Origin of the sequence: Microtetraspora sp. NBRC 13810 (assembly GCF_030268685.1) — a bacterium.
GTDB lineage: Bacteria > Actinomycetota > Actinomycetes > Streptosporangiales > Streptosporangiaceae > BSRQ01.
In genome coordinates, this window is sequence record NZ_BSRQ01000008.1 from 210,530 (window position 1) to 230,817 (window position 20,288).

The 20,288-nt window shown below is 73.1% G+C and carries 15 protein-coding genes; 6 read left to right on the forward strand and 9 right to left on the reverse strand.

The features are described 5' to 3' along the window. Positions 1-263: 263 nt before the first annotated feature. The 3 genes from QSK26_RS18265 to QSK26_RS18275 all read right to left on the reverse strand — a co-directional run bounded on the left by QSK26_RS18265 (position 264) and on the right by QSK26_RS18275 (position 5,253). Entirely contained in the window at positions 264-3,569 is a 3,306-nt protein-coding gene (locus QSK26_RS18265; RefSeq protein WP_285776368.1) for an FtsX-like permease family protein, read from the reverse strand. A 259-nt stretch (positions 3,570-3,828) separates the two neighbouring features. Beyond that, positions 3,829-4,101 (reverse strand): 30S ribosomal protein S20, encoded by a 273-nt coding sequence (gene rpsT / locus QSK26_RS18270; protein WP_285776369.1) that lies wholly within the window; start codon positions 4,099-4,101, stop codon positions 3,829-3,831. A 147-nt stretch (positions 4,102-4,248) separates the two neighbouring features. Continuing rightward, the gene (locus QSK26_RS18275; RefSeq protein ID WP_285776370.1) at positions 4,249-5,253 is read right to left on the reverse strand and encodes a glycoside hydrolase family 18 protein; all 1,005 of its coding nucleotides are present in this window, start codon (positions 5,251-5,253) and stop codon (positions 4,249-4,251) included. Positions 5,254-5,324: 71 nt separating this feature from the next. Between QSK26_RS18275 and lepA the strand changes: the two genes are divergently transcribed. Continuing rightward, positions 5,325-7,169, forward strand: a complete 1,845-nt coding sequence (gene lepA, locus QSK26_RS18280; RefSeq protein ID WP_285776371.1) for a translation elongation factor 4 — start codon at positions 5,325-5,327, stop codon at positions 7,167-7,169. Positions 7,170-7,235: 66 nt separating this feature from the next. Here the strand turns inward: lepA and QSK26_RS18285 are convergent, their stop codons facing one another. Beyond that, positions 7,236-8,504, reverse strand: a complete 1,269-nt coding sequence (locus tag QSK26_RS18285) for a glycoside hydrolase family 18 protein (protein ID WP_285776372.1) — start codon at positions 8,502-8,504, stop codon at positions 7,236-7,238. A gap of 1,008 nt (positions 8,505-9,512) precedes the next feature. Between QSK26_RS18285 and QSK26_RS18290 the strand changes: the two genes are divergently transcribed. Continuing rightward, positions 9,513-10,184 carry a hypothetical protein gene (locus QSK26_RS18290; RefSeq protein ID WP_285776373.1) on the forward strand — a complete coding sequence of 224 codons (672 nt, stop codon included), beginning with the start codon at positions 9,513-9,515 and terminating at the stop codon, positions 10,182-10,184. 170 nt (positions 10,185-10,354) lie between these two features. Here the strand turns inward: QSK26_RS18290 and QSK26_RS18295 are convergent, their stop codons facing one another. Next, complete coding sequence (locus tag QSK26_RS18295; RefSeq protein ID WP_285776374.1) at positions 10,355-12,316, reverse strand: AbeC-like domain-containing protein; 1,962 nt, start codon at positions 12,314-12,316, stop codon at positions 10,355-10,357. 207 nt (positions 12,317-12,523) lie between these two features. Between QSK26_RS18295 and hemW the strand changes: the two genes are divergently transcribed. Further along, positions 12,524-13,741 carry a radical SAM family heme chaperone HemW gene (hemW, locus tag QSK26_RS18300; RefSeq protein ID WP_285776375.1) on the forward strand — a complete coding sequence of 406 codons (1,218 nt, stop codon included), beginning with the start codon at positions 12,524-12,526 and terminating at the stop codon, positions 13,739-13,741. Positions 13,742-13,814: 73 nt separating this feature from the next. Here hemW and QSK26_RS18305 read toward each other — a convergent pair whose 3' ends face one another. Then, positions 13,815-14,633 carry a DUF3097 domain-containing protein gene (locus QSK26_RS18305; RefSeq protein WP_285776376.1) on the reverse strand — a complete coding sequence of 273 codons (819 nt, stop codon included), beginning with the start codon at positions 14,631-14,633 and terminating at the stop codon, positions 13,815-13,817. A gap of 36 nt (positions 14,634-14,669) precedes the next feature. Next, entirely contained in the window at positions 14,670-15,809 is a 1,140-nt protein-coding gene (locus tag QSK26_RS18310; protein WP_285776377.1) for a hypothetical protein, read from the reverse strand. Between the two features lie 187 nt (positions 15,810-15,996). Between QSK26_RS18310 and hrcA the strand changes: the two genes are divergently transcribed. From hrcA to QSK26_RS18325, 3 genes are read left to right on the forward strand one after another with little or no spacing between them, the layout of a single operon-like run. Beyond that, complete coding sequence (gene hrcA / locus QSK26_RS18315) at positions 15,997-17,013, forward strand: heat-inducible transcriptional repressor HrcA (RefSeq protein WP_285776510.1); 1,017 nt, start codon at positions 15,997-15,999, stop codon at positions 17,011-17,013. 11 nt (positions 17,014-17,024) lie between these two features. Then, on the forward strand, positions 17,025-18,161 hold the full coding sequence (gene dnaJ, locus QSK26_RS18320) for a molecular chaperone DnaJ (protein ID WP_285776378.1): 1,137 nt from the start codon (positions 17,025-17,027) through the stop codon (positions 18,159-18,161). 3 nt (positions 18,162-18,164) lie between these two features. Next, entirely contained in the window at positions 18,165-18,896 is a 732-nt protein-coding gene (locus QSK26_RS18325) for a 16S rRNA (uracil(1498)-N(3))-methyltransferase (protein ID WP_285776379.1), read from the forward strand. 27 nt (positions 18,897-18,923) lie between these two features. Here the strand turns inward: QSK26_RS18325 and QSK26_RS18330 are convergent, their stop codons facing one another. Both QSK26_RS18330 and QSK26_RS18335 read right to left on the reverse strand, forming a co-directional pair. Next, positions 18,924-19,610, reverse strand: a complete 687-nt coding sequence (locus tag QSK26_RS18330; protein WP_285776380.1) for a hypothetical protein — start codon at positions 19,608-19,610, stop codon at positions 18,924-18,926. Continuing rightward, positions 19,607-20,086, reverse strand: a complete 480-nt coding sequence (locus tag QSK26_RS18335) for a SigE family RNA polymerase sigma factor (protein WP_285776511.1) — start codon at positions 20,084-20,086, stop codon at positions 19,607-19,609. The genes QSK26_RS18330 and QSK26_RS18335 overlap by 4 nt, the downstream gene beginning before the upstream one ends. Between the last annotated feature and the right edge of the window lie 202 nt (positions 20,087-20,288).

A 20,288-nucleotide genomic window follows, 5' to 3' on the forward strand; every position in this document is an offset into this window, starting at 1 on the left:
CCGCGTGTCACGACCGACCTCCCGCCTTTTACGGTCGGCGGCCCGCGTGTCGCAACTGGCCTCCCGCCTTCCGCTACCGGCCTCCCACGTCTGGCGACCGCCGGCCCGCGTGTCGCGACCCGCCTCCCGCGTTCCACGGTCGCTGGCCCGCGTGTCGCGACTGGCCTCCCGCCTTTCACGGTCGGTGGCTAGTGGGATGTTCGCCGGGTGGTGGGGTGATCGGGGGTGGCTCCCGAGGGCTGCCGAGGCGGTCGGGTGGGGGGTCATGCGTCCTCCCCGATGCGTAGGGTGCCGCCTGGGCCTGTGCCGCGCAGCGTGCGGGCGAGAGCGGCGACGATGGCGAACAGCAGCAGGGCGACCACGGCCAGCAGACCGGCGGTGGCGAGCCACGGGATGTCGAGCAGCACCGCCGGGGTCACCGTGGTCGCCTGGCCGGTGAGCACGATGTGCGGCACCACGAGGCGGGCCACCACGACGGCCAGCGCGGTCCCGGCGGCCAGCGACAGGCCGATCAGGAACGCCTGCTCGACCGCGAGCATCCCGAGAACCTGCCGGGCGCTCATACCCAGTGCCCGGAGGACGGCGAACTCCGCCGCCCGCTCCCTGGCCGCCACCGCCGCGTTGACCAGGAACCCCAGCAGGGCGAAGATCAGCGCCGCTACGAATCCGAGGATCAGCGCCCCCTGGAGGCCGCTCGCCAGCGGGTCGTCGCGCAACTGACGGGTGAGGCTGGCGAGGTCGACGACGCTCTGGTCCCACTCGGGGTGCCGCCCCAGCTCCGCGACCGCGGCGGCGCTCTCGCCGCCGCGCAGGCCGAGCCACCACTCCGTGGCCGGCCGCGGCGCCCTGCCGGCCGCGAGGTCCCGCGCCTGGAGGGTCTCCCAGTCGACCAGCAGGGCCGGCCGGTCGGCGGGCGTGCCGGGCAGCGCGCCGACGACCCCGGCGACCGAGATCGGCACGGGCGTCTGGTCCAGCGTCACCGTGGCGGTCTGGCCGGTGACGAGCTTCTCGGCGGCGGCCAGCTCACCGGTGACCACCACGGGCAGCGGCGCGGCCAGGGCCCGCTCGCCGAACAGGTCGGCGTCGCTCGTCTCCGCGGGGACCGCGAGGAAGGTCACCCGCCGAGGGTCGGCGCGGCCATCCCGAGTCTGCGGGGCCGTGACCTCCAGGCCGAACAGCGCGCCGTCCCCGCCCACCGTCACCCGCGGCGCGCCGGCGGCGGACGGCGGCTGCGCCCAGCGGACGCCCGCCGGCATGGGGACCAGGGTGCCGTCATCGGTGCGGACGCGCTCCACGGTGAGACGGAGGCCACCGCCCGGCGGCGCGGCCACGTCGGCGGAGAACGCGCTCACCGCCAGCGGATAGGCGAGCCGGCCCGACCGCCCCGCGAGGGCCGAGAGGTCCACGCTCATCTCGCTCGCGCCGGACCGCGGCGACCCGAGCGGTATCTCCTTGCGCACGCCCAGCGCGTCCACGACCACCATGTGGATCGGCATCCGGCCGGGCGCGCCGGTCGCCCCCTCGGCGGTCAGGCGCAGGTCGAGGGTGAGCCGCCGGGGCTCGCCCGGCAGCGGCAGCCCGCGCGTCGGCGGCCGGGCGGCGCTCAGGCGGCGGGCCAGGGTGCCCAGCGGTTCGGCGGAGAGGTCGGGGCGGAGCTTGACCAGCGCGCCCAGCCGGTCGGCGTCGAGCGCGAGCAGCGTGGCGTCGTCACCGCCGAACTCCGAGACGCCGTGGTAGGCGGGGCTGAACGACTCGACCCCCGGCAGCCCCACGTAGGCCGGGCCGCGGCCGAGTGAGCCCAGCTCCTGCCCGTCGGTGGAGCCCGCGACCCGCAGGTCGGCCCCCGCCTGGTGCCTGGCCTGGTCGTCCTGCGATCCACGCCAGGTCACGGCGGTGGTCATCGACACCACGCCGATCGCCACGGCCATGATCAGCAGCAGCGCGGGCCCGGAGTAGCGCAACGGCCTGCGGCTGACCTGCCAGGCGCCCAGCGCGGGCGCGAGCGAGGGCCGTCTCGCCGTGAACCGCTCGGCCAGGCGGCTGACCGGCGACACCAGGCGCAGGCCGAGCACGCCGCCGCACAGCAGCGCCAGCGCCGGGCCGGTGATGATCAGCGGGTCGAGCCCGAGGTCGCCGCCCACCGTCGCGGTGACCGGCGCGCCGTACCGCTGGAGCTGCCAGATGGCCAGCGCGGCGACCACGAGCAGCGCCACGTCGGCGCCGGCCCGCTGGAAGAGCCCCCTGCGGTCGCCGCGGCCGCGGGCCGACTGCTCCTCCATATAGCTGAGGCGGGCGCCGCGCAGCGCGGGCAACGCGAGCAGCACGGCGCAGGCCAGCGCGACCGCCGCCGCGACGAGGAAGCTCGCCGCGCCGACGCCGGGCGCTAGCCGTACGCCGGAGGCGGCGATCCACGGGATGGAGCCCACAAAGCGCAGCAGCGGCGCGGCCAGCAGCGGCGCGATGATCACGCAGGGCAGTGCCACCAGCAGCGCCTCGCCCCCGGCGAGCAGGGCGAGCCTGACGCTGCCTGCGCCGCGTGAGCGCAGCAGGGCCACCTCCATGCGCCGGTGGTCGGCGAGAAGCCTGGCGGTGAGCGTCAGGGCGTAGGAGGCGAGGAGCAGCAGTTGCAGGACCGGCACCAGCATGGTGGAACGGGCGACCAGGCCCGCGGTGCCGAGGCGGGCGAGCATCCCCGGCAGGTCGCCGGCGACCGTGCACTGGGCGCAGCCGGGCAGCTCGGGCACGGCGGTCGTGAGCGCGGCGACCGACGCCGCGAGCGGGCGCAACCGCTCCGGCGAGAGCGTGCGCAGGTCGGGGACGGCGGTCCAGGTGACGGGCACGTTGGTGACGAAACGGGCGCGGAAGGCGGCCTCGCCCACCATCAGCGGCCCGTAGGTCGTGAAGCCCTTCGTCTCCACGCCCCGGGTCAGCAGCGGGTCGGCGGCCCAGCGGTCGGAGAGCGGGTCGTCCAGTGTGTAGACGCCGGTGATCCGGACCTTGACGGGGTCGTCGTCGAGGCGGCCGACGACGGTGATCTCGCTGCCCGCGGCCAGCCCCATGGCCCGCGCGGCAGGCTGGGAGAGCGCGGCCTCCAGCACGCCGCCGGCGGAGGACTCGCCGGGGGACTCGCCGGGCGAGGCGGGAGGGGACCCGGCGGGCCAGGCGCCGGACTGGAGCCGGGCCTGCCGCTGGAGGTCGCTCTGGACGGCGAACCTGGTCAGCTCGGGGGTCTCCCGGTCCTCCTGGCCGGGCATGGCGTAGGAGTCGGAGCGGGAGCTCAGCGTCACGGCGGTGGGGACGCCCGGATAGGCGCGGGTCAGCGCCTCCCGCACGGCGCGGTCGAGCGCGGGGAGCGCCTCCCCGGTGACCGGGGCGGTCACCGTGGCCGACACGTCGTGCACCGAGGCGGTCGCCATCGCCCGGCGGACTCCCACGTCGGCGATCGTCGAGGCGTAGAGCGTGAGGGCGACGAGCGTGGTCGTGGCGAGCAGGATGGAGCCGAAGGCGGCGAGAAGCAGCAGCGGCTCATTGAACGCGCGCCGAAGGATGAGCGGTGCCCGTCCCCGCATGAACCCGCCTCCTCGAACCGGCCGCCGACGTTATGCACCCTTGGTCACCAGTGGTCCGGCGGCAAGTAGCCCGGCTCCTCGGTGATGGAGCCGATATCCGGCGGCGACGCCCGCGTGATATCGAAATCGTGACACTTCCGCGGGACGGCGGCGGAGGATCGATACCGGGCTGTGGACGGCGGTCGCTGAAGAGGATTTTCCTGTGGAAAAACCAGAACGCCGCCTCCCACTCATGGGATGCGGCGCTGGAAGAGCGGAACTACTTGGCGGCGGCCAGGGCGGCGGCGCGCTTGGCGATCGCCGACTTGCGGTTGGCAGCCTGGTTCTTGTGGATCACGCCCTTGCTGGCGGCCTTGTCCAGCTGGCGGGAAGCGCGCTGCATGGCCGCGAGGGCCTCGTCGGCGTTGCCCTGCTCGGCGGCCTCGCGGAACTTGCGGATCGCCGTCTTGAGGGACGACTTGACAGACTTGTTACGCAGCCGGCGCTTCTCGTTCTGCCGGTTGCGCTTGATCTGGGACTTGATGTTCGCCACGAAGAAGCCTCGGTTGGAAAGTCGATGGATGGGGCGCGCGGGCAAGATTGAGAGGGCGCGCCACACGCAGTTGAACAGACTACCAATCATCGGGTGCCTGGCTCAAATCGAAGCTGGCTGCGCCCACAGGTCAGCCCTGTGGGCAGTCTAGCCCGGCCGGACCCAGAACTCCTCGTATTCGGCCCAGTCGGCGTCGGTGGCGGCGAAGTCGACGTACAACGCCAGGCCGAAACGATCCTTCCGGTCGGCGTGTCCGGTGAGGGCGAGCCGCGCGCCCTCTGCGGCGACCACGACGCTTTCGGCCGAGTCGTTCCACGGAGCCGCGTGGTCGTGGTAGGCGGGCGCGCCGACCAGCACGGTCGTGCGCGCGGGGGCCGTCTCCAGCGCGATCTCCGCCTGCCTGGCGACATGCCCCCCGTAAAGCCAGGAAAGCGGGAGACCGGAGTCATACGTCATGACGGCCACCTGATCGGTGCGTTCCGCCACTTCGCGGAAGAAGTCCCGGGACCAGTACTTGTCGCGGCCCAGGACGCCGCGGGCGAGCGGCCGCATCCCCGGATAGGGCTCGATCTGCGGCGTCGAGGTGGACAGCGTCCTGCCGTGCAGGAGCGCGCGGGTACGGGTGAGCAGGTCGAGGAAGTCCGTGTCGCCGTTCCCGATGGGCTCGAAGTTGTAGTGCACCCCGTCGAAACCGGCCGCCATGATGTCGCGGACGCCGTCCAGCACGCGTTTCCTGGCCGCCGGATCGTCCAGATCGAGATAACCGTCCACCTTCTGCCCGAGCCAGGCGGAAACCCGAACATCAGGCAACGCCTCATCCCACCATTTCAAGAAATTTCGTGCATTTGGATATTTGTCTGGCTTGAGGGTGCCGTCCTTCTCGAACGGGCCGGCGTGGACGTACACGTCCCGGATGCCGGTGCCGCGCAGCCGTACGGCGAGCGCCCGGACGTCGCGCTCGGTGCGGCGGCCGTCGATCCACATATGGCCTAGCCACAGCGCGTCATGTCCACTGCTCTTCGCCCACACGGCGGGCGTCCCGGTAAACTGGAGCCGCAACGCGGCGGCGAAGACGCCGACGAGGGCGAGCAACACTGCCGCCGTCAGCACGAGCAGGCGCACGCCGAATCGTGCGGTGGTCCGGGTCAGCACCTGGACATGTCACCATGAAGGTCGGCTGTCACGCCAGCCGCAGATCGCCCCTTACCTCGAAACGGACCCCGGTGCGCACCCAGCCTGGCCAGACCGATCCCACGGTGATCCGCAACTTCTGCATCATCGCGCATATCGACCACGGCAAGTCCACGCTTGCCGACCGCATGCTGCAGATCACCGGCGTCGTCGACGACCGTCAGATGCGGGCTCAGTATCTCGACCGGATGGACATCGAGCGCGAGCGCGGCATCACGATCAAATCACAGGCCGTCCGCCTCCCATGGCAGGTCGACGGCGTCGAGCACGTGCTCAACATGATCGACACGCCGGGGCACGTGGACTTCTCCTACGAGGTGTCCCGGTCGCTGGAGGCGTGCGAGGGCGCGATCCTGCTGGTGGACGCGGCCCAGGGCATCGAGGCGCAGACCCTCGCCAACCTCTACCTGGCGCTGAACGCGGACCTGCATGTCATCCCGGTGCTCAACAAGATCGACCTGCCCGCCGCGCAGCCCGAGAAGTACGCCGAGGAGCTCGCCGGCCTGATCGGCTGCGACCCGTCGGACGTGCTGCGGGTGTCCGGCAAGACCGGCGTCGGCGTGCGCGAGCTGCTGGACAAGGTGGTGGCCGAGATCCCCGCCCCGGTCGGCGCGGCCGACAAGCCGGCGCGGGCGCTGATCTTCGACTCGGTGTACGACACCTACCGCGGCGTCGTCACGTACGTCCGGGTGGTCGACGGGCACCTGGGCAAGCGCGAGCGACTGCTCATGATGTCCACCCAGGCGCAGCACGAGACGCTGGAGATCGGCGTCATCTCGCCCGAGCCGGTGGTCTCCGCCGCCGGGCTCGGCGTCGGCGAGGTGGGCTACCTCATCACCGGCGTGAAGGACGTGCGGCAGTCGCGGGTCGGCGACACCGTCACCTCGGCCGTCCGCCCGGCCGCCGAGATGCTCAGCGGCTACGAGCACCCCAAGCCGATGGTCTACTCCGGCCTCTACCCGATCGACGGCGACGACTACCCCGAGCTTCGTGAGGCGCTGGACAAGCTCCGCCTCAACGACGCGGCCCTGGTCTATGAGCCGGAGACGTCCGCGGCCCTCGGGTTCGGGTTCCGCTGCGGCTTCCTCGGCCTGCTGCACATGGAGATCGTGCGCGAGCGCCTGGAGCGGGAGTTCAACCTCTCGCTGATCTCCACCGCGCCCAACGTGATCTACCAGGTGGTGATGGAGGACGGCAAGGAGTTCACCGTCACCAACCCGTCGGAGTTCCCGGCCGGCAAGATCGACAAGATCTTCGAGCCGGTGGTGCGGGGCACGGTCCTCGCGCCGTCCGACCACATCGGCGCGATCATGGAGCTGTGCCAGGGCCGGCGCGGCTCGCTGCTCGGCATGGACTACCTGTCCGAGGACCGCGTCGAGATCCGGTACACGCTGCCGCTCGCCGAGATCATCTTCGACTTCTTCGACCAGCTGAAGTCCCGCACCCGCGGTTACGCCTCGCTGGACTACGAACCCTCGGGCGAGCAGGAGTCCGAGCTGGTCAAGGTGGACATCCTGCTCCAGGGCGAGCCGGTCGACGCGTTCAGCGCCATCGTGCACAAGGACAAGGCGTACGGCTACGGCGTCGAGATGGCCAAGAAGCTGAAGGACCTGATCCCGCGGCAGCAGTTCGAGGTGCCGATCCAGGCGGCCATCGGCTCGCGCGTGATCGCCAGGGAGAACATCCGCGCCATGCGCAAGGACGTGCTCGCCAAGTGCTACGGCGGTGACATCAGCCGTAAGCGCAAGCTGCTGGAGAAGCAGAAGGAAGGCAAGAAGCGGATGAAGATGGTCGGCCGGGTCGAGGTGCCGCAGGAGGCGTTCGTGGCCGCCCTGTCCACCGATTCGGCCGCCGCCGCCGAGAAGGCCAAGAAGTAGCAAGGGGGCGGGCGCGCCGCCCCCCTGGCGCGCGCCCGCCCGCCCCGCCGTGGGCGCGGTGCGGCGTCAGCGCAGGACGCTGTAGAGGGCCGAGGAGAGGGACGCCTTGGCGTCGTCCTGGTCCAGCGACCACATCATGGAGCCGCCGAGGCCCTTGAGCCGGATGTAGGCCGCCTTCTGCAGCAGCACGGCCGGGTCGTCGTAGGACCAGAAGTCGTTGCCGTCGTAGAGCCACATGGCGCCGGTGACCAGGTCGCGGTACCGCTTGCCCGGCTTGTCCACCAGGACCTTGTAGTCCTCGGTCCCGGCGGCCCACGTTCCCTGCGCGGGGCCGGTGGCCGGGCGGTAGAGGCCGTTGCCGCCCTGCACCCCGGTCCAGCCCTGCCCGTACCCCGGGACGCCGACGACGATCTTGCGCTTGGGCGCGCCCCGGTTCACGTAGTCGCGCACGGTCTGGTCCACGCTGTAGCGCACCTCGTTGGGGTCGCGCCGGTCGGTCAGCAGGTTGCCGTGGTGGGCGGTGCGGGGCTCCCACGGGCCGCGCAGGTCGTAGCCCTGGACGGTGGCGAAGTCCAGCAGGCCGAACACCTTCGCGACCTCGAACCCGGCGTCGATCTTGGCCGCGGCGGCGGGGAGGAAGGCGGTCAGCTCCGCGCGCCGGTCGTACGCGTCCATCTGCCTGCGCAGCTCGGCGACGAACAGGGTGAAGTTCCGCCTGTCCTCCGGGCGGATGACGTTGCCGTCGTTGCCGGCCGAGCCGGGCCACTCCCAGTCCAGGTCGATGCCGTCGAAGACGCCCGCGCCGGTGCCCGCGGGCAGGCCGGGCAGGTCGCCCTTGAGCCACAGGCCCACGCAGGACGCGGCCAGCCTGGCCCGGGACTCGGCCGTGAGCACGGCGTCGGAGAAGTACTTGGAGCCGGTCCAGCCGCCCAGCGAGATCAGCACCTTCAGGCCGGGGTTCTTCGCCTTGAGCTCCTTGAGCTCGTTCAGGTTGCCCTTGAGCGGCTGCTCGGCGGTGTCGGCCACCCCGTCGACGCTCTGCTCGGCGGGCACCGGACGCTGCCAATCGGCCCACGCGTCGGCGGAGACGCAGGTGCCGTCCTCGGCGACGTTGCCGAACGCGTAGTTGATGTGGGTGAGCTTTCCGGCCGCGCCGCTGGTCTGCAGATCGCGCACGTGAAAGTTCCTGGCGTAGATCCCCCACTGGATGAAGTAGCCCACCCGCTTGAACCGGGCGTCCTGGGTGGGGTGTGCTTGTGCCTGGGCCGGTACGGCGATCGCGGTCAGACCGAGGGAGAGGGCGGCGGCGAGGAGGGATCTGGAGAGTCGGACCACTGTTTCTCCACTGCTCGGGGCTGAACTTATAGGAAAGTTTCCTTTAAGTTTTTCCCGGATCGTAGAGCGGTCCGATCGCGCCGTCAACGGCCACGGCGATTTCTCGGCGACGGGATCGACCTGCGTCGCCGCCCTTCGAGATCGGTGGGTGATGACGGTATGAACGAACAGCATTTATGTCTCCGTTGCGGCGCGAATGCCGGGGATTCTCCCTGGTGCCCGCGCTGCGGCGCCTCGACGAGCGCCTCGACGAGCGCTTCGACGAGCGCCACGGCGGGCGGCCCGGCGGACGGCCCGGCGGACGGCCCGGGGAGCGGTCCGGGAGGCGGTCCGGGGGGCGGCCAGGTGGGTGGCCAGGCGGGTGGTCCGGGGGGCGGCTTGGGAAGCGGTTCAAGGAGCGGCTCGGGGGGCGCCGCGCCGCCGACCGGCCGGCACGCCTCGGAACGGCGGGCGGATCCCTACCCCGGCCCGCCGGAGGACACCGTCCGATGGCGCCCGCCCCGCGAATCCCCCCGCGGCGCCGCTGAAAGCCGGCAGGAGGTCACCGACCCCGGCGCGGGCTGGCTCGGCGACCCCGGGCCGCGATGGCAGGCGGGCGGCGGCGAACCCGTCCGGCGGGAACACGGGGAATGGTGGCGCGGGGAGGCGGGCGATCGGCAGGCGGGGGGCTGGGCACAGGGCGGCCAGCACACGGACGATAGGCAGGCGGGCAGCCCTCAGGCGGGCGGTCCTCGGGCGGGTCACCAAGCGGGCGGTCCTCAGGTGGGAGGGCCTCAGGTGGGAGGGCCTCAGGTGGGAGGGCCTCAGGCTGGTGGTGGTGCTCAGGCGGGGGAGTGGCAGGCGGGGGGCTCTCGGGCGGGGGATGCGGAGGGACGCCGGGCGGACGGGCGTGGTGGCGGTGGGCCGGAGTTGTGGGCCGGGGGCGAGGTGCGGGAGGAGCCGCGGTCGTCGCGGCGGTTTCTGCTGCCACTAGGCGTGGTGGTCCTCGCGGCCGTTGTGGTGGGCGTGGTGGCGTTCGTGTTGGGACGCGACGGATCAACCGGCACCACCCCCGTGAGCGCCCCCACGGCGACGCTGGAGGGCTCCCAGGCCCCTCAGGAGAACGCCCCGCCCGTCGGGGGCGAGCCCGGCGAGCCCGGCGAGACCACGTCCCCCGAGGAGTCGGAGGAGCCGCCTCCCGAGGACGAGCCTTCCGAGGAGGCCGAGCCGTCCGGGGAGCCGTCCGCCGCGCCGGGGGCGGCGGAGCAGGCCCAGGCGGTCGACGACGTCCTGGCCGACAGCGGTGGCGCCCGCTCCGGGCTCGGTCCCGCGCTCGACCAGGTACGCGGCTGCGCGGAGTCGCAGACCGGGATCGCGACGATCGAGCGGATCACCGAGGCCCGGCGCGAGCAGGTGCGCCAGGTCGAGGAACTCCAGGTGGACGCCGTCGCGGACGGCGACGCCGTACGGTCCCGGCTGGCCGACGCCCTCGGCGCGTCGCTGGAGGCCGACGAGAGCTTCCTCACCTGGGCCCGCCGCCAGGCCCAGGACTGCGACGCCGACTGGAACCGGGACCCCGACTACCGGCGCGGCGTCGACTCCTCCACCAGGGCCACGGAGGCCAAGCGGGCGTTCGTCGAACTGTGGAACCCGCTGGCCCGGCAGCACGGCCTCCCGGAGCGCGCCGAACACGAGATCTGACCCCGCGAGGCCCTCACCGCCAGGGGCGGACACCGGGCCGCCCCCGCACGACACCACGGCGGTCCGCCCCGAGCACGGCCGCCGCCGTCACGGGCGCCACGGCGGTCCTCACCGTGCCACGGCGGTCCGCCCCGAGCACGGCCGCCGCCCTCACGGCGCCAGGGCGGTCCTCACGGCGCCACGGTGGTCCGCCCGAGTACGGCTGCCGCCTGCGCGCGGTAGGCGGTCGTGTCGAGGTCGTGGGCCTCCAGGTGGTCCAGCATGGCCTGGAGGAGGCGGCGCTCGATCAGCTGGGCGTACTTGCCCGCGTCCAGGCTCCGCATGAGGCGGGCGGCGTCGCGTTCGGCGCCCAGCTCCCGCAGGCCGGCCCGGGCGCCGTAGGGGTAGACGGGGAAGGCGGACGGGCTCGCCCGGCGCGCGTTCCTGCCCAGCAGCGCCGCCCCGGCGCGTGCCAGGCGGAGCGGGGCGAAGAGCACGTCCGTCACCAGGTCCACCCGGATCCGCCGGACGGCCGCCAGCGCCACCGCGCGCTGCGACATCGACGGCAGCAGATCCACCACGTGGAACTCCTCCCGTACCGGCGGCAGCACCGTCGTCACACACCGCAGGTGCAGCATCCGCCCCTCCACCGCCACATGCACGAACGCGGAGACGACCGCCTCCTGGTCCTCCGCGGGAGCTATCAGCGCCCCGGCCGGGTTGCGCGTCTCCGGGCTCTCCGGACCGACCGTGATCCGCTGGTAGTGCCGGATGCCGCCCTGCGGGTGCCTGACGGCGGCGTCCACCGTGTCGGGCACGGCGACGAAGTACGGCAGGCCGGTGTGCGCGTCGATCAGCGGGTGGCTCTGGCCGGGGAACGGCCGGGCGGCGGCCTGCCGGTGCGGGCGTACGTACGTGCCGCGGGCCACGACATGGTCGGAGACGTGCAGCCGGTCCAGGCGCCGGGCGGGATGGTCCACCGCGTCGCGCATCTCGAGCAGGCGCCGGCGCAGGAAGCGGTGCGTCTCCACCGGGTCCACCCAGGTGACCGGCACGGCCGAGCCCTCGCCGTACCCGCCGCGCGGCCGGTCCAGTTCCACGGCGATCGACCACGTGCTCTCGACGTCGCCCGCGCCGACGAAGGGATCGTCACCGGCGTACAGCGTGACGTTCCCCCACTGCGCCTGGCCGACGTAGTCCAGCCGCTCCCGCAGGGCCTGCGAACCCTCGACCGGCCCGCGGACCGCGCCCGGCCCGAGCGTACGGGCCAGCGTCAGGTAGCCCGTGATGCGGTGCGCCACGGCCACGCCGAACGCGGCCAGCAGGAACAACGCCGGCACGATCACCGTCCAGCCCGGCGTGGCGCGGGCGAAGAAACCGCCGAAGACCGCGTCCACCGCGACGCCCAGCGTGGCCGACACCGTGCCGGTGAGCGCGATCCCCGCCCAGACGGCGAGCAGCACCCGCCACGCCACGTGCCCGCGCCGGACCTCCGGCAGCCCGAGCAGCGCGAGCGGCAGCAACGCCACCACCCAGGCCACCCCAACCGACCACGACAGGAGCAACGCCAGCAGCAGCAACACCGTCACCGTCGCGTCGCGGAACACCGCCAGCCGCTCGGCCCGCAGCCCGTGCACCAGCACCGGCACCGCGTCCACCCCGCCCAGCGACGGCGCGACCGCCCGGAACCGGTCACCGAGCAACTCGCGCAGCACCCGGTGCCTGAACCCGTCGTCGAGATGGACGCCCGCCGCCAGGTACCGGGTCGGGTTGGCCAGCGGGGGAGCCGGCGGCGCCTGCTGCTCCTGCGGCGGCGAGAACCGCGGACCCTGCGGCGGATGCTCGCCCCCCGCGGGCGGCGGGAACGCGTGCTCCGTGTCCGGGGGCGGGAACGCGTGCTCCCCCGTGCCCGAGGGCGGAAGGTCGCTGGCGGGAGGCGGAAAGTGGCCGCCGGGAACGCCGGCGGACGCCCGGTACCGGTCGTGCGGGTCGGCCCCGGTGGGGTGGGTGTGCGAGTCGCCAAGGGACGGTTCGGCCTCGGCGGGGTGGCTGCGCGGATCGTCGTGGGACGGGGCCGCGTCGCCGGTGGGCAGGGGGCGGCCGGTGGAGGAGGGGTGGGCGACGGTGCGGTCGTCCGGTTCCGGTGTATGCATCGGCTCTCCGTTGAAGTGCACGGGTGGGGCGCCGGGAAGATTCGTCGGCGCGCTGGCCGACTTCCGCGGAATCCACGGGGATTCTCGCTCGTTGGTGCCCATCCGCCCGCCATCCGAAGCACCCGGGGACACATGCTCCGGAAGGTGCGGCCCCGGGACGCGGGCGCGATGGTCGAGGCATGGGGCGGGCGGCGGCAGACTGGAGGCGTGCCTTCCACGCTGCCCGACGGCGACCCCGTGCCCGCTTCAGGAGAGCTGCCGCCCGGGGCGCTCGACGGTCTCGGCTCGCGGCCGTTCGGGTTCTACGTCCACGTGCCCTTCTGCGCGACCCGCTGCGGTTACTGCGACTTCAACACCTACACCGCCGCCGAGCTGGGGCCGGGCGCCTCCCACGGGGACTACGCGGACACCGTGGCCGAGGAGGTACGGCTGGCGCGCCGTGTTCTCGGCGACGCCGACCTGCCGGTGCGGACCGTGTTCTTCGGCGGCGGCACGCCGACCCTGCTCGACTCCCACGACCTGACCCGCGTCCTGGGCGTGATCGACAAGGAGTTCGGGCTCGCCCCGGACGCCGAGGTGACGACGGAGGCCAATCCCGAGTCGGTGGACCCGGCCTCGCTGGCCACGCTCAGGAGCGGCGGGTTCAACCGGGTGAGCTTCGGCATGCAGAGCGCCCGGGAGCACGTCCTGCGGGTGCTGGACCGCCGGCACACGCCCGGCCGGGCGGCGCAGGCCGTGCGCGAGGCCAGGGAGGCGGGCTTCGAGCATGTCAACCTCGACCTGATCTACAGCACGCCGGGGGAGACCGACGACGACTGGCGGGCTTCCCTGGAGGCCGCGCTGGCCGCCGGTCCCGACCACGTCTCGGCTTACTCGCTCATCGTCGAGGACGGCACCCGCCTGGCCGCCAGGATCAGGCGCGGCGAGCTGCCCATGCCCGACGACGACGTGGCCGCCGACCGCTACCTGATCGCCGAGGAGCTGCTCACCGCCGCCGGCCTCACCTGGTACGAGATCTCCAACTGGGCCGCCTCCGAGGCCGCCAGGTGCCGGCACAACCTGCTCTACTGGACCGGCGGCGACTGGTGGGGCGCGGGTCCGGGCGCGCACAGCCACGTCGGCGGCACCCGCTGGTGGAACGTCAAGCATCCCGCCGCGTACGCCGCCCGCCTGGCCGCCGGTGAGACCCCGGCGCACGCCCGCGAGATCCTCACCCCCGCCGACCGGGCCATGGAGCGCCTGATGCTGGAGCTCCGCCTCGTCACCGGCTTCCCGCTCGCCGAGGTGGCCCCCGAGTCCCGTACGGCGGTGGCCGGCGCGCTGGCCGGCGGCCTGCTGGAGACGGAGCCGTTCAAGGCCGGGCGGATGGTCCTCACCCTGCGCGGCAGGCTCCTCGCCGACGCGCTGATCCGCGACCTGACCTGAGCCCCACCTGACCTTAGCTGATCTGGCCGGTTTGACCGGGGCCGGCCGGGGCTGACGGGGACCCGGCCGGTGGTCAGGAGGTCTCCGGGGCGCCGGTGACGAAGTCGATCAGCTCTTCGACCCGGCCGAGAAGCTCGGGCTCCAGGTCGGTGTAGACGGAGACGGAGCCGAGGATGCGGCGCCAGGCGTCCGCCGGTTCCATCCGCCAGCCGAGGGCGGCGATGACGCCCTCCTTCCACGGGACGCCCCGGGGCACCTTCGGCCAGGCGGGGATGCCGAGGACGGACGGCTTGACCGCCTGCCAGATGTCCACGAACGGGTGCCCGACGACCAGCACATGCGGCGAGGTGACCTGGGCGGCGATGCGGCTCTCCTTGGACCCGGCCACCAGGTGGTCGACGAGCACGCCGAGCCGCCGCCCCGGACCGGGCTCGAACTCCGCGACGATCGCCGGCAGGTCGTCGACGCCCTCCAGGTACTCCACGACGACGCCCTCGACCCGCAGGTCATGGCCCCAGATCCGCTCCACGAGGGCGGCGTCGTGCACGCCCTCGACGTAGATCCGGCTCTCCCTCGCCACCCTGGCCCGCAGGCCCTCGACGGCGATCGACCCGGAGGCGCTGCGCCGCGCGGCGGGCGGTCCGGCCGCCTGCGGCCGGACCAGCGTCACCGCCTTGCCCTCCAGCAGGAACGCGGCGGGCGCGAGCGGGAACAGCCGCCGGCGCCCGAACCGGTCCTCCAGGGTGACCGCCTCCTTGTCACAGGCCACCACCGCCCCGCAGAACCCGCTCCCGGCGTCCTCCACCACGAGGTCGGTCTCGGCCGGCACCTGGGGAATCTTGCCCTTGCCCGGCCGCCGCCAGTTTCCGGCCAGCACGTCACGCCCGTACATGCCACCCGACGCTAGCAAACACGGCGATCAACCGCCCTACCCGCCATACGGCGGCACCCCGGCTGGGCCACCCGCCGGAGGGCCCCCCGGGGGAGGACCGCCCGGGGGAGGACCGCTCGGGGGAAGGCCGCCCGGGAAAGGACCGCTCAGGGGAGGACCACTCGTCGGAGAACCTTCCGGGGACGGGCCCCCGAGAGGCGTGCCCGCGAGAGGCGCACCGCCGAAGGGCGGCCCGCTGAAGGGGGGCGCGCCGAAGGGGGCCGCGCCGAGGGGCGGGCCGTCGGCGGGGGCCGCGGCGAGGCGGCGGTACGCGGCGCCGCGCCGGACCAGCACCACCACGCTGACGACGATCGCGAGCAGGAAGCCCGCCGCCGACACGACGACCGCCACCAGCACCGAACCGGAGATCGAGCCCGCCACGCCGACGGGATTCCGCCCGACGGCGAACCGCACGCCCGGCGCCTCCTGCCCGATGTCGCAGGTGAGCCGGTAGGAGCCCGGCTCGGCGACCCCGATGTCCAGGATGAGCTGCCAGGTGGTGCCGCCGTCCCGGACCGTCTGCGTACCTCCCGCGCGGTTGAGCTTCGCCTCCCTGCCGTCGCCCTGGATCGAGCAGCGGTAGCTCACCGTCTCGCCGGTGGCGATGTAGAGGGCGGGGTGGTCGGCCGGGTCGAGGGTGACGGTTCTGCCCTGCCCGGGGGCGAAGACGTCGCCGGGGATCGCGTCCGTCACGCCGGAGGCGACGCCGAGCCCAGCCCCCACCACCCCGCCGGCCACGCACACCGCCGCGACCACCCAGGCCACCGCGATCCACAGCAGGCGGGGACGCAGCCGCCGCCGGTCCACCGGAGCCCGCTGCCCGTACTGCGGCGCGCCCCCGCCGTGGTACGGCTCCCCGAACCGCGGCCCGCCCTGCGGCGGCGGCGCCCCGCCGTACCTGGGACCTCCGTAGGCCGGACCGCCATAAGCCGGACCGCCGTACCCGGGACCGCCGGGCGGGGGACCGCCGGGCGGGGGACCGCCGTGGGGAGGGCCTCCGTGCGGCGGCTCGCCCGGGCGTGGGCCGCCGTGCTGAGGGCCGCCGCCGTGCGCGGGCGGCGGCGGGACGCCCCGGGGGGAGCGCTGGACGCGTCTGGTGGGGTCGCCGGCGTCGTCGGAGGCGGGGGTTTCGGCCATACAGCAGAGTGTGTACCTTGCCGGCTCGGCACCGGAAGACGGCCGGTTGACCGGCGGCGGAGCAGATCGCGCCTGCGGCGTTATCGCACCTCGTGTCCGAGCGCCGTACACTTGGCACTCGGGAACACAGAGTGCCAGACCTGGCGTTTCTCAGTGGACCGACGAGGATCGCAGGGAGGTGAGCGCGTTGGTCGACGACCGCAAGCTCGCGGTGCTCCGCGCGATCGTTGAGGATTATGTCTCCACCAACGAGCCGGTGGGATCGAAGGCCCTGGTGGAGCGGCACAACCTGGGCGTCTCACCCGCGACGATCCGTAACGACATGGCCGTGCTAGAGGAGCAGGGGTACATCACCCAGCCCCACACCAGCGCGGGCCGCGTCCCCACGGACAAGGGCTACCGGCTGTTCGTGGACCGGCTCTCCCAGATCAAGCCGTTGTCCGGAGCCGAGCGGCGGGCCATCGAGTCGTTCCTCGCGGGGGCCGTCGACCTCGACGACGTGGTCAAGCGCACCGTGCGCCTGCTGGCGCAGCTGACCCGCCAGGTGGCGGTCGTGCAATACCCGGTTCTGAGCAGCTCGACGGTGCGGCACATCGAGCTCGTCCCGCTGACCGACCGCCGTGTGATGCTGGTCCTCATCACCAACACCGGTAGAGTCGACCAACGGGTGATCGAGCTTCCCGAGGCGGTCGACGAGTCCCGCGTGGCGCACCTGCGCGCGATGCTCAACGCCTGCCTCGACGGTTGCGGGCTGGACAAGGTCCCGGAGACGGTGGCCGACCTGCCCGAGCACGTGCCGGTGGAGGACCGGCCCGTGGCGGCGATGATCCTTTCGGTGCTCCTGGAGACTCTCGTGGAGCGCCACGACGAAAAGATCGTCTTCGCCGGCGCGGCCAACCTCGCGGCGGGCGGCGACTTCACCGTCGGCCTGCGCGATGTGCTGGAGGCGCTGGAGGAACAGGTGGTGCTCATGCGCCTCCTCGGGGAGACTTCCGACTCGGCCGCGCTCACCGTGCGGATCGGCTCGGAGAATCCCTACACCGGACTCCGTGGCACGTCCATCGTCGCCGCCGGGTACGGTTCGGGCGACAAGCAACTGGCCCGGCTCGGAGTGCTGGGGCCCACCCGTATGGATTATCCGGTCACGATGGGAGCGGTGCGCGCGGTGGCACGCTACGTCAGCCAGATCCTGGCTGCTTCTTAAGAGGTCGATAAGTGGCTAAGAGCGACTACTACGGCACCCTCGGGGTGCGCCGCGACGCCAGCGCGGACGAGATCAAGAGGGCCTACCGCAGGTTGGCCCGTGAGCTCCACCCCGATGTCAACCCCGATCCGGCCACCCAGGAGCGGTTCAAGGAGATCACCCAGGCTTACGAGGTCCTGTCCGACCCCAACAAGCGGCAGATGTACGACCTCGGAGCCGACCCGTTCGCCTCCGGCGCGGGGGCGGGCGCGGGCGGCTTCGGCGCGGGCTTCCCGTTCAGCGACATCATGGACGCGTTCTTCGGCTCGGCGGGCGCGGCCCGCGGCCCGCGTTCGCGTGCCCGCCGCGGGCGCAACGCCACGATCAGGGTGGAGCTGGAGCTGCGCGAGACCGCGTTCGGCACCACCCGCGAGCTGGTCGTGGACACCGCCGTGCTGTGCGAGGTGTGCCAGGGCGCCGGCGCCGCCGCGGGCACCCACCCGGACACCTGCGACATGTGCCACGGCCGCGGCGAGGTCTCCCAGGTCACCCGGTCCTTCCTGGGGCAGGTGATGACCTCGCGCCCGTGTCCGCAGTGCGGCGGGTTCGGGTCCATCATCCGCAACCCCTGCCAGGAGTGCTCCGGCGACGGCCGGGTGCGCACCCGCCGGACGATCAAGGTCCGGATCCCCGCGGGCGTCGAGGACGGCACGCACATCCAGCTCGCCGGCGAGGGCGAGGTCGGCCCAGGCGGCGGCCCGGCCGGAGACCTCTTCCTGGAGATCGCCGAGCTGCCGCACGAGATCTTCGAACGGCACGGCGACGACCTGCACTGCACCGTGCAGATCCCGATGACCGCCGCCGCGCTCGGCACGATCCTGTCCGTCGAGACGCTCGACGGTAAGGAGGACATCGACGTGCGCCCCGGCACCCAGTCCGGTCAGGTCATCCCGCTGTACGCCAAGGGTGTGCAACGGCTCAACGAGACCGGCCGCGGCGACCTGCTGATCCACGTCAACGTCGAGACCCCGCTCCGGCTCGACACCCAGCAGGAGGATCTGCTCAAGGAGCTCGCCAAGCTGCGCGGGGAGGAGCGCCCGCCCGGCAAGTTCGCACCCGGGCAACAGGGCTTCTTCTCCCGGTTGAGAGACGCGTTCAACGGCCGCTGACCGATGAGCGTTCCCGTGTTCCTGGCCGGGCGGGCGGAGCTGGAGGGAGACGAGGTCGTCCTCGGCGGCGCCGAGGGGCGGCACGCCGCGACGGTGCGGCGGCTGCGCGCCGGTGAGCGGGTCGACCTCACCGACGGTGCCGGCCGGGTCGCCGAGTGCACGGTCACCGGCGTCGGCAAGGACTCCCTCCGGCTCGCCGTGCTGCGTCGCCACGACGTGCCCGCGAGCAGGCCCAGGCTGGTCGTGGTGCAGGGGCTGCCCAAGGGTGAGCGGGGCGAGCTCGCCGTGGAGATGATGACCGAGGCCGGCGTCGACGTGATCGTCCCGTGGGCGGCGGCCCGGTGCGTCACCCAGTGGAAGGGCGAGCGGGCCGGCAAGGCGCTGGCCCGCTGGCGGAACACCGCCAGGGAGGCAGGCAAGCAGGCCCGCCGGTTCCACCTTCCCGAGGTGACCGAGCAGGCGGGCACGGCCGACGTCGCGGCGCTGCTGGCGAAGGCCGCGCTGGGCGTCGTGCTGCACGAGGAGGCGGGGCACGCGCTGTCCGGTCTGGACCTCCCCGCGCACGGGGACATCGTGGTCGTGGTGGGGCCCGAGGGCGGCATCGCCGAAGAGGAGATCGAGCGCTTCACGGCGGCCGGGGCCGCTCCGGCGCTGCTGGGGCCGACGGTGCTGCGCACCTCGACCGCGGGCGTGGTGGCGGCGGCGGTCCTTCAGGCCCGCACCGGCCGCTGGTGACCGGCGCCGCCCGGGCGGGCGGCCGGGTCAGCCGCCCGTGGTGGCCACGGGACCGGCGCCGACGGTGCCGGTGGGAAGCGGTGACAGGGTGCCGGCCGGTGAGGGCTCGGGGTCGGCGGGCGGGCACTGGCTGACCGGGCACGGCTCGCCGGTCGGCGGCGTGACGTCCGACGGCGTGGGCGTCGGAGTCGGGGTCTGCGTCGCCCTGGCCGGGCACCTCTCGTCGTCGGGTGAGGGGGCGGCCGCGACGGCGTCGCCGGTCCCGGTGGGACAGGGGCGGGTCGTCGTCGGGCGCGGATCGGCGCTCGGCGTGCGGGTCACCGGATGCCTGCTCGGGTCGTTGCCCGCCGCCGTCGTGGGCGGCGGCTGGGGCGGAGCGGGCTGGTGCGGCACGGTCCTGATCGTGGTCTGCGGACGGGAGGTGGCCGCCATCTCCGGCGGCGCGGTCGACTCGTCGTCCACCGGGGCGACCTGGCTGCTGCGCGGCGTGTCGTCGCCGACGAGCTGGGGGCCCACGACGACGACCACGGCGGCCACCAGGACCGCGCCGGCCGCCGAGGCCGCCACCCGCCACCACACCAGCCAGCGTGAACCGCGCTGCTCGATCCTGGCGCGGATGATCTCAAGTCCGTCCGGAGAGGGAACGACCGCGTCGGCCTCCGCACGGAGCGCACGGCGGAGAATCTCGCCGTGCTCGTCGGGGGACTCGGTCATGACAACTGCTCCAGAACAGTACGTAGTGCGGCCATGCCGCGGGCGGTGTGGCTCTTCACGGCGCCCTTGCTGATCCCCATGGCGTTGGCGATCTCAGCTTCGGACAGGTCACCGTAATACCGCAGAACCAGGGCCTCCCGCTGCCGTGTCGGCAGACTCCGCAGCGCCTCGATGACGGCGGACCTCTCCAGCTCGCCGATCGCGCCGTTCTCGGCGCTCGGCGCGTCAGGCAGGCCCTTGGGCGCGTACTTCTCCACCACCGCGCGATGACGCAGCACGGAACGGGATCTATTGACGACCGACTGGCGCAAGTAGGCGAGTGCCTTGTCGGGATCGCGTAATCTGCGCCAGGCGCCATGAATGGCGACGAACGCGTCTTGCACGACCTCCTCCGCAGTGGCGCTGTCGCGGACGAGCAACACAGCGAGGCGCACGAGAGACCGATAATGCGCGCTGTAAAGCGCGGTCACGGCCATATCGGCGTCCCACCCGACGGGCACCGCCCCGAGCGACCTGTCGGCCACGAGGGTCTCGGTGGTCACATCATTGGGACGCGTGGCCTTGCCTGGGGGTTTACCACGCTCTTCCGGTTCGTTAGTGGGCATGACCCAGTTGTGTCCTCGCCGGTGGCCTCGCCCGAGAGTCTGTTTTCGCTGCAGTGTTGCACACACACCCTAT

Bases quoted from the DNA above. Each gene is read 5' to 3' on its own strand.
- QSK26_RS18265 (WP_285776368.1), bottom strand. From the start codon at position 3,569: ATGCGGGGACGGGCACCGCTCATCCTTCGGCGCGCGTTCAATGAGCCG.
- QSK26_RS18295 (WP_285776374.1), bottom strand. From the start codon at position 12,316: ATGCATACACCGGAACCGGACGACCGCACCGTCGCCCACCCCTCCTCC.
- QSK26_RS18305 (WP_285776376.1), bottom strand. From the start codon at position 14,633: ATGTACGGGCGTGACGTGCTGGCCGGAAACTGGCGGCGGCCGGGCAAG.
- QSK26_RS18310 (WP_285776377.1), bottom strand. From the start codon at position 15,809: ATGGCCGAAACCCCCGCCTCCGACGACGCCGGCGACCCCACCAGACGC.
- QSK26_RS18325 (WP_285776379.1), top strand. From the start codon at position 18,165: ATGAGCGTTCCCGTGTTCCTGGCCGGGCGGGCGGAGCTGGAGGGAGAC.
- QSK26_RS18330 (WP_285776380.1), bottom strand. From the start codon at position 19,610: ATGACCGAGTCCCCCGACGAGCACGGCGAGATTCTCCGCCGTGCGCTC.
- QSK26_RS18335 (WP_285776511.1), bottom strand. From the start codon at position 20,086: ATGGCCGTGACCGCGCTTTACAGCGCGCATTATCGGTCTCTCGTGCGC.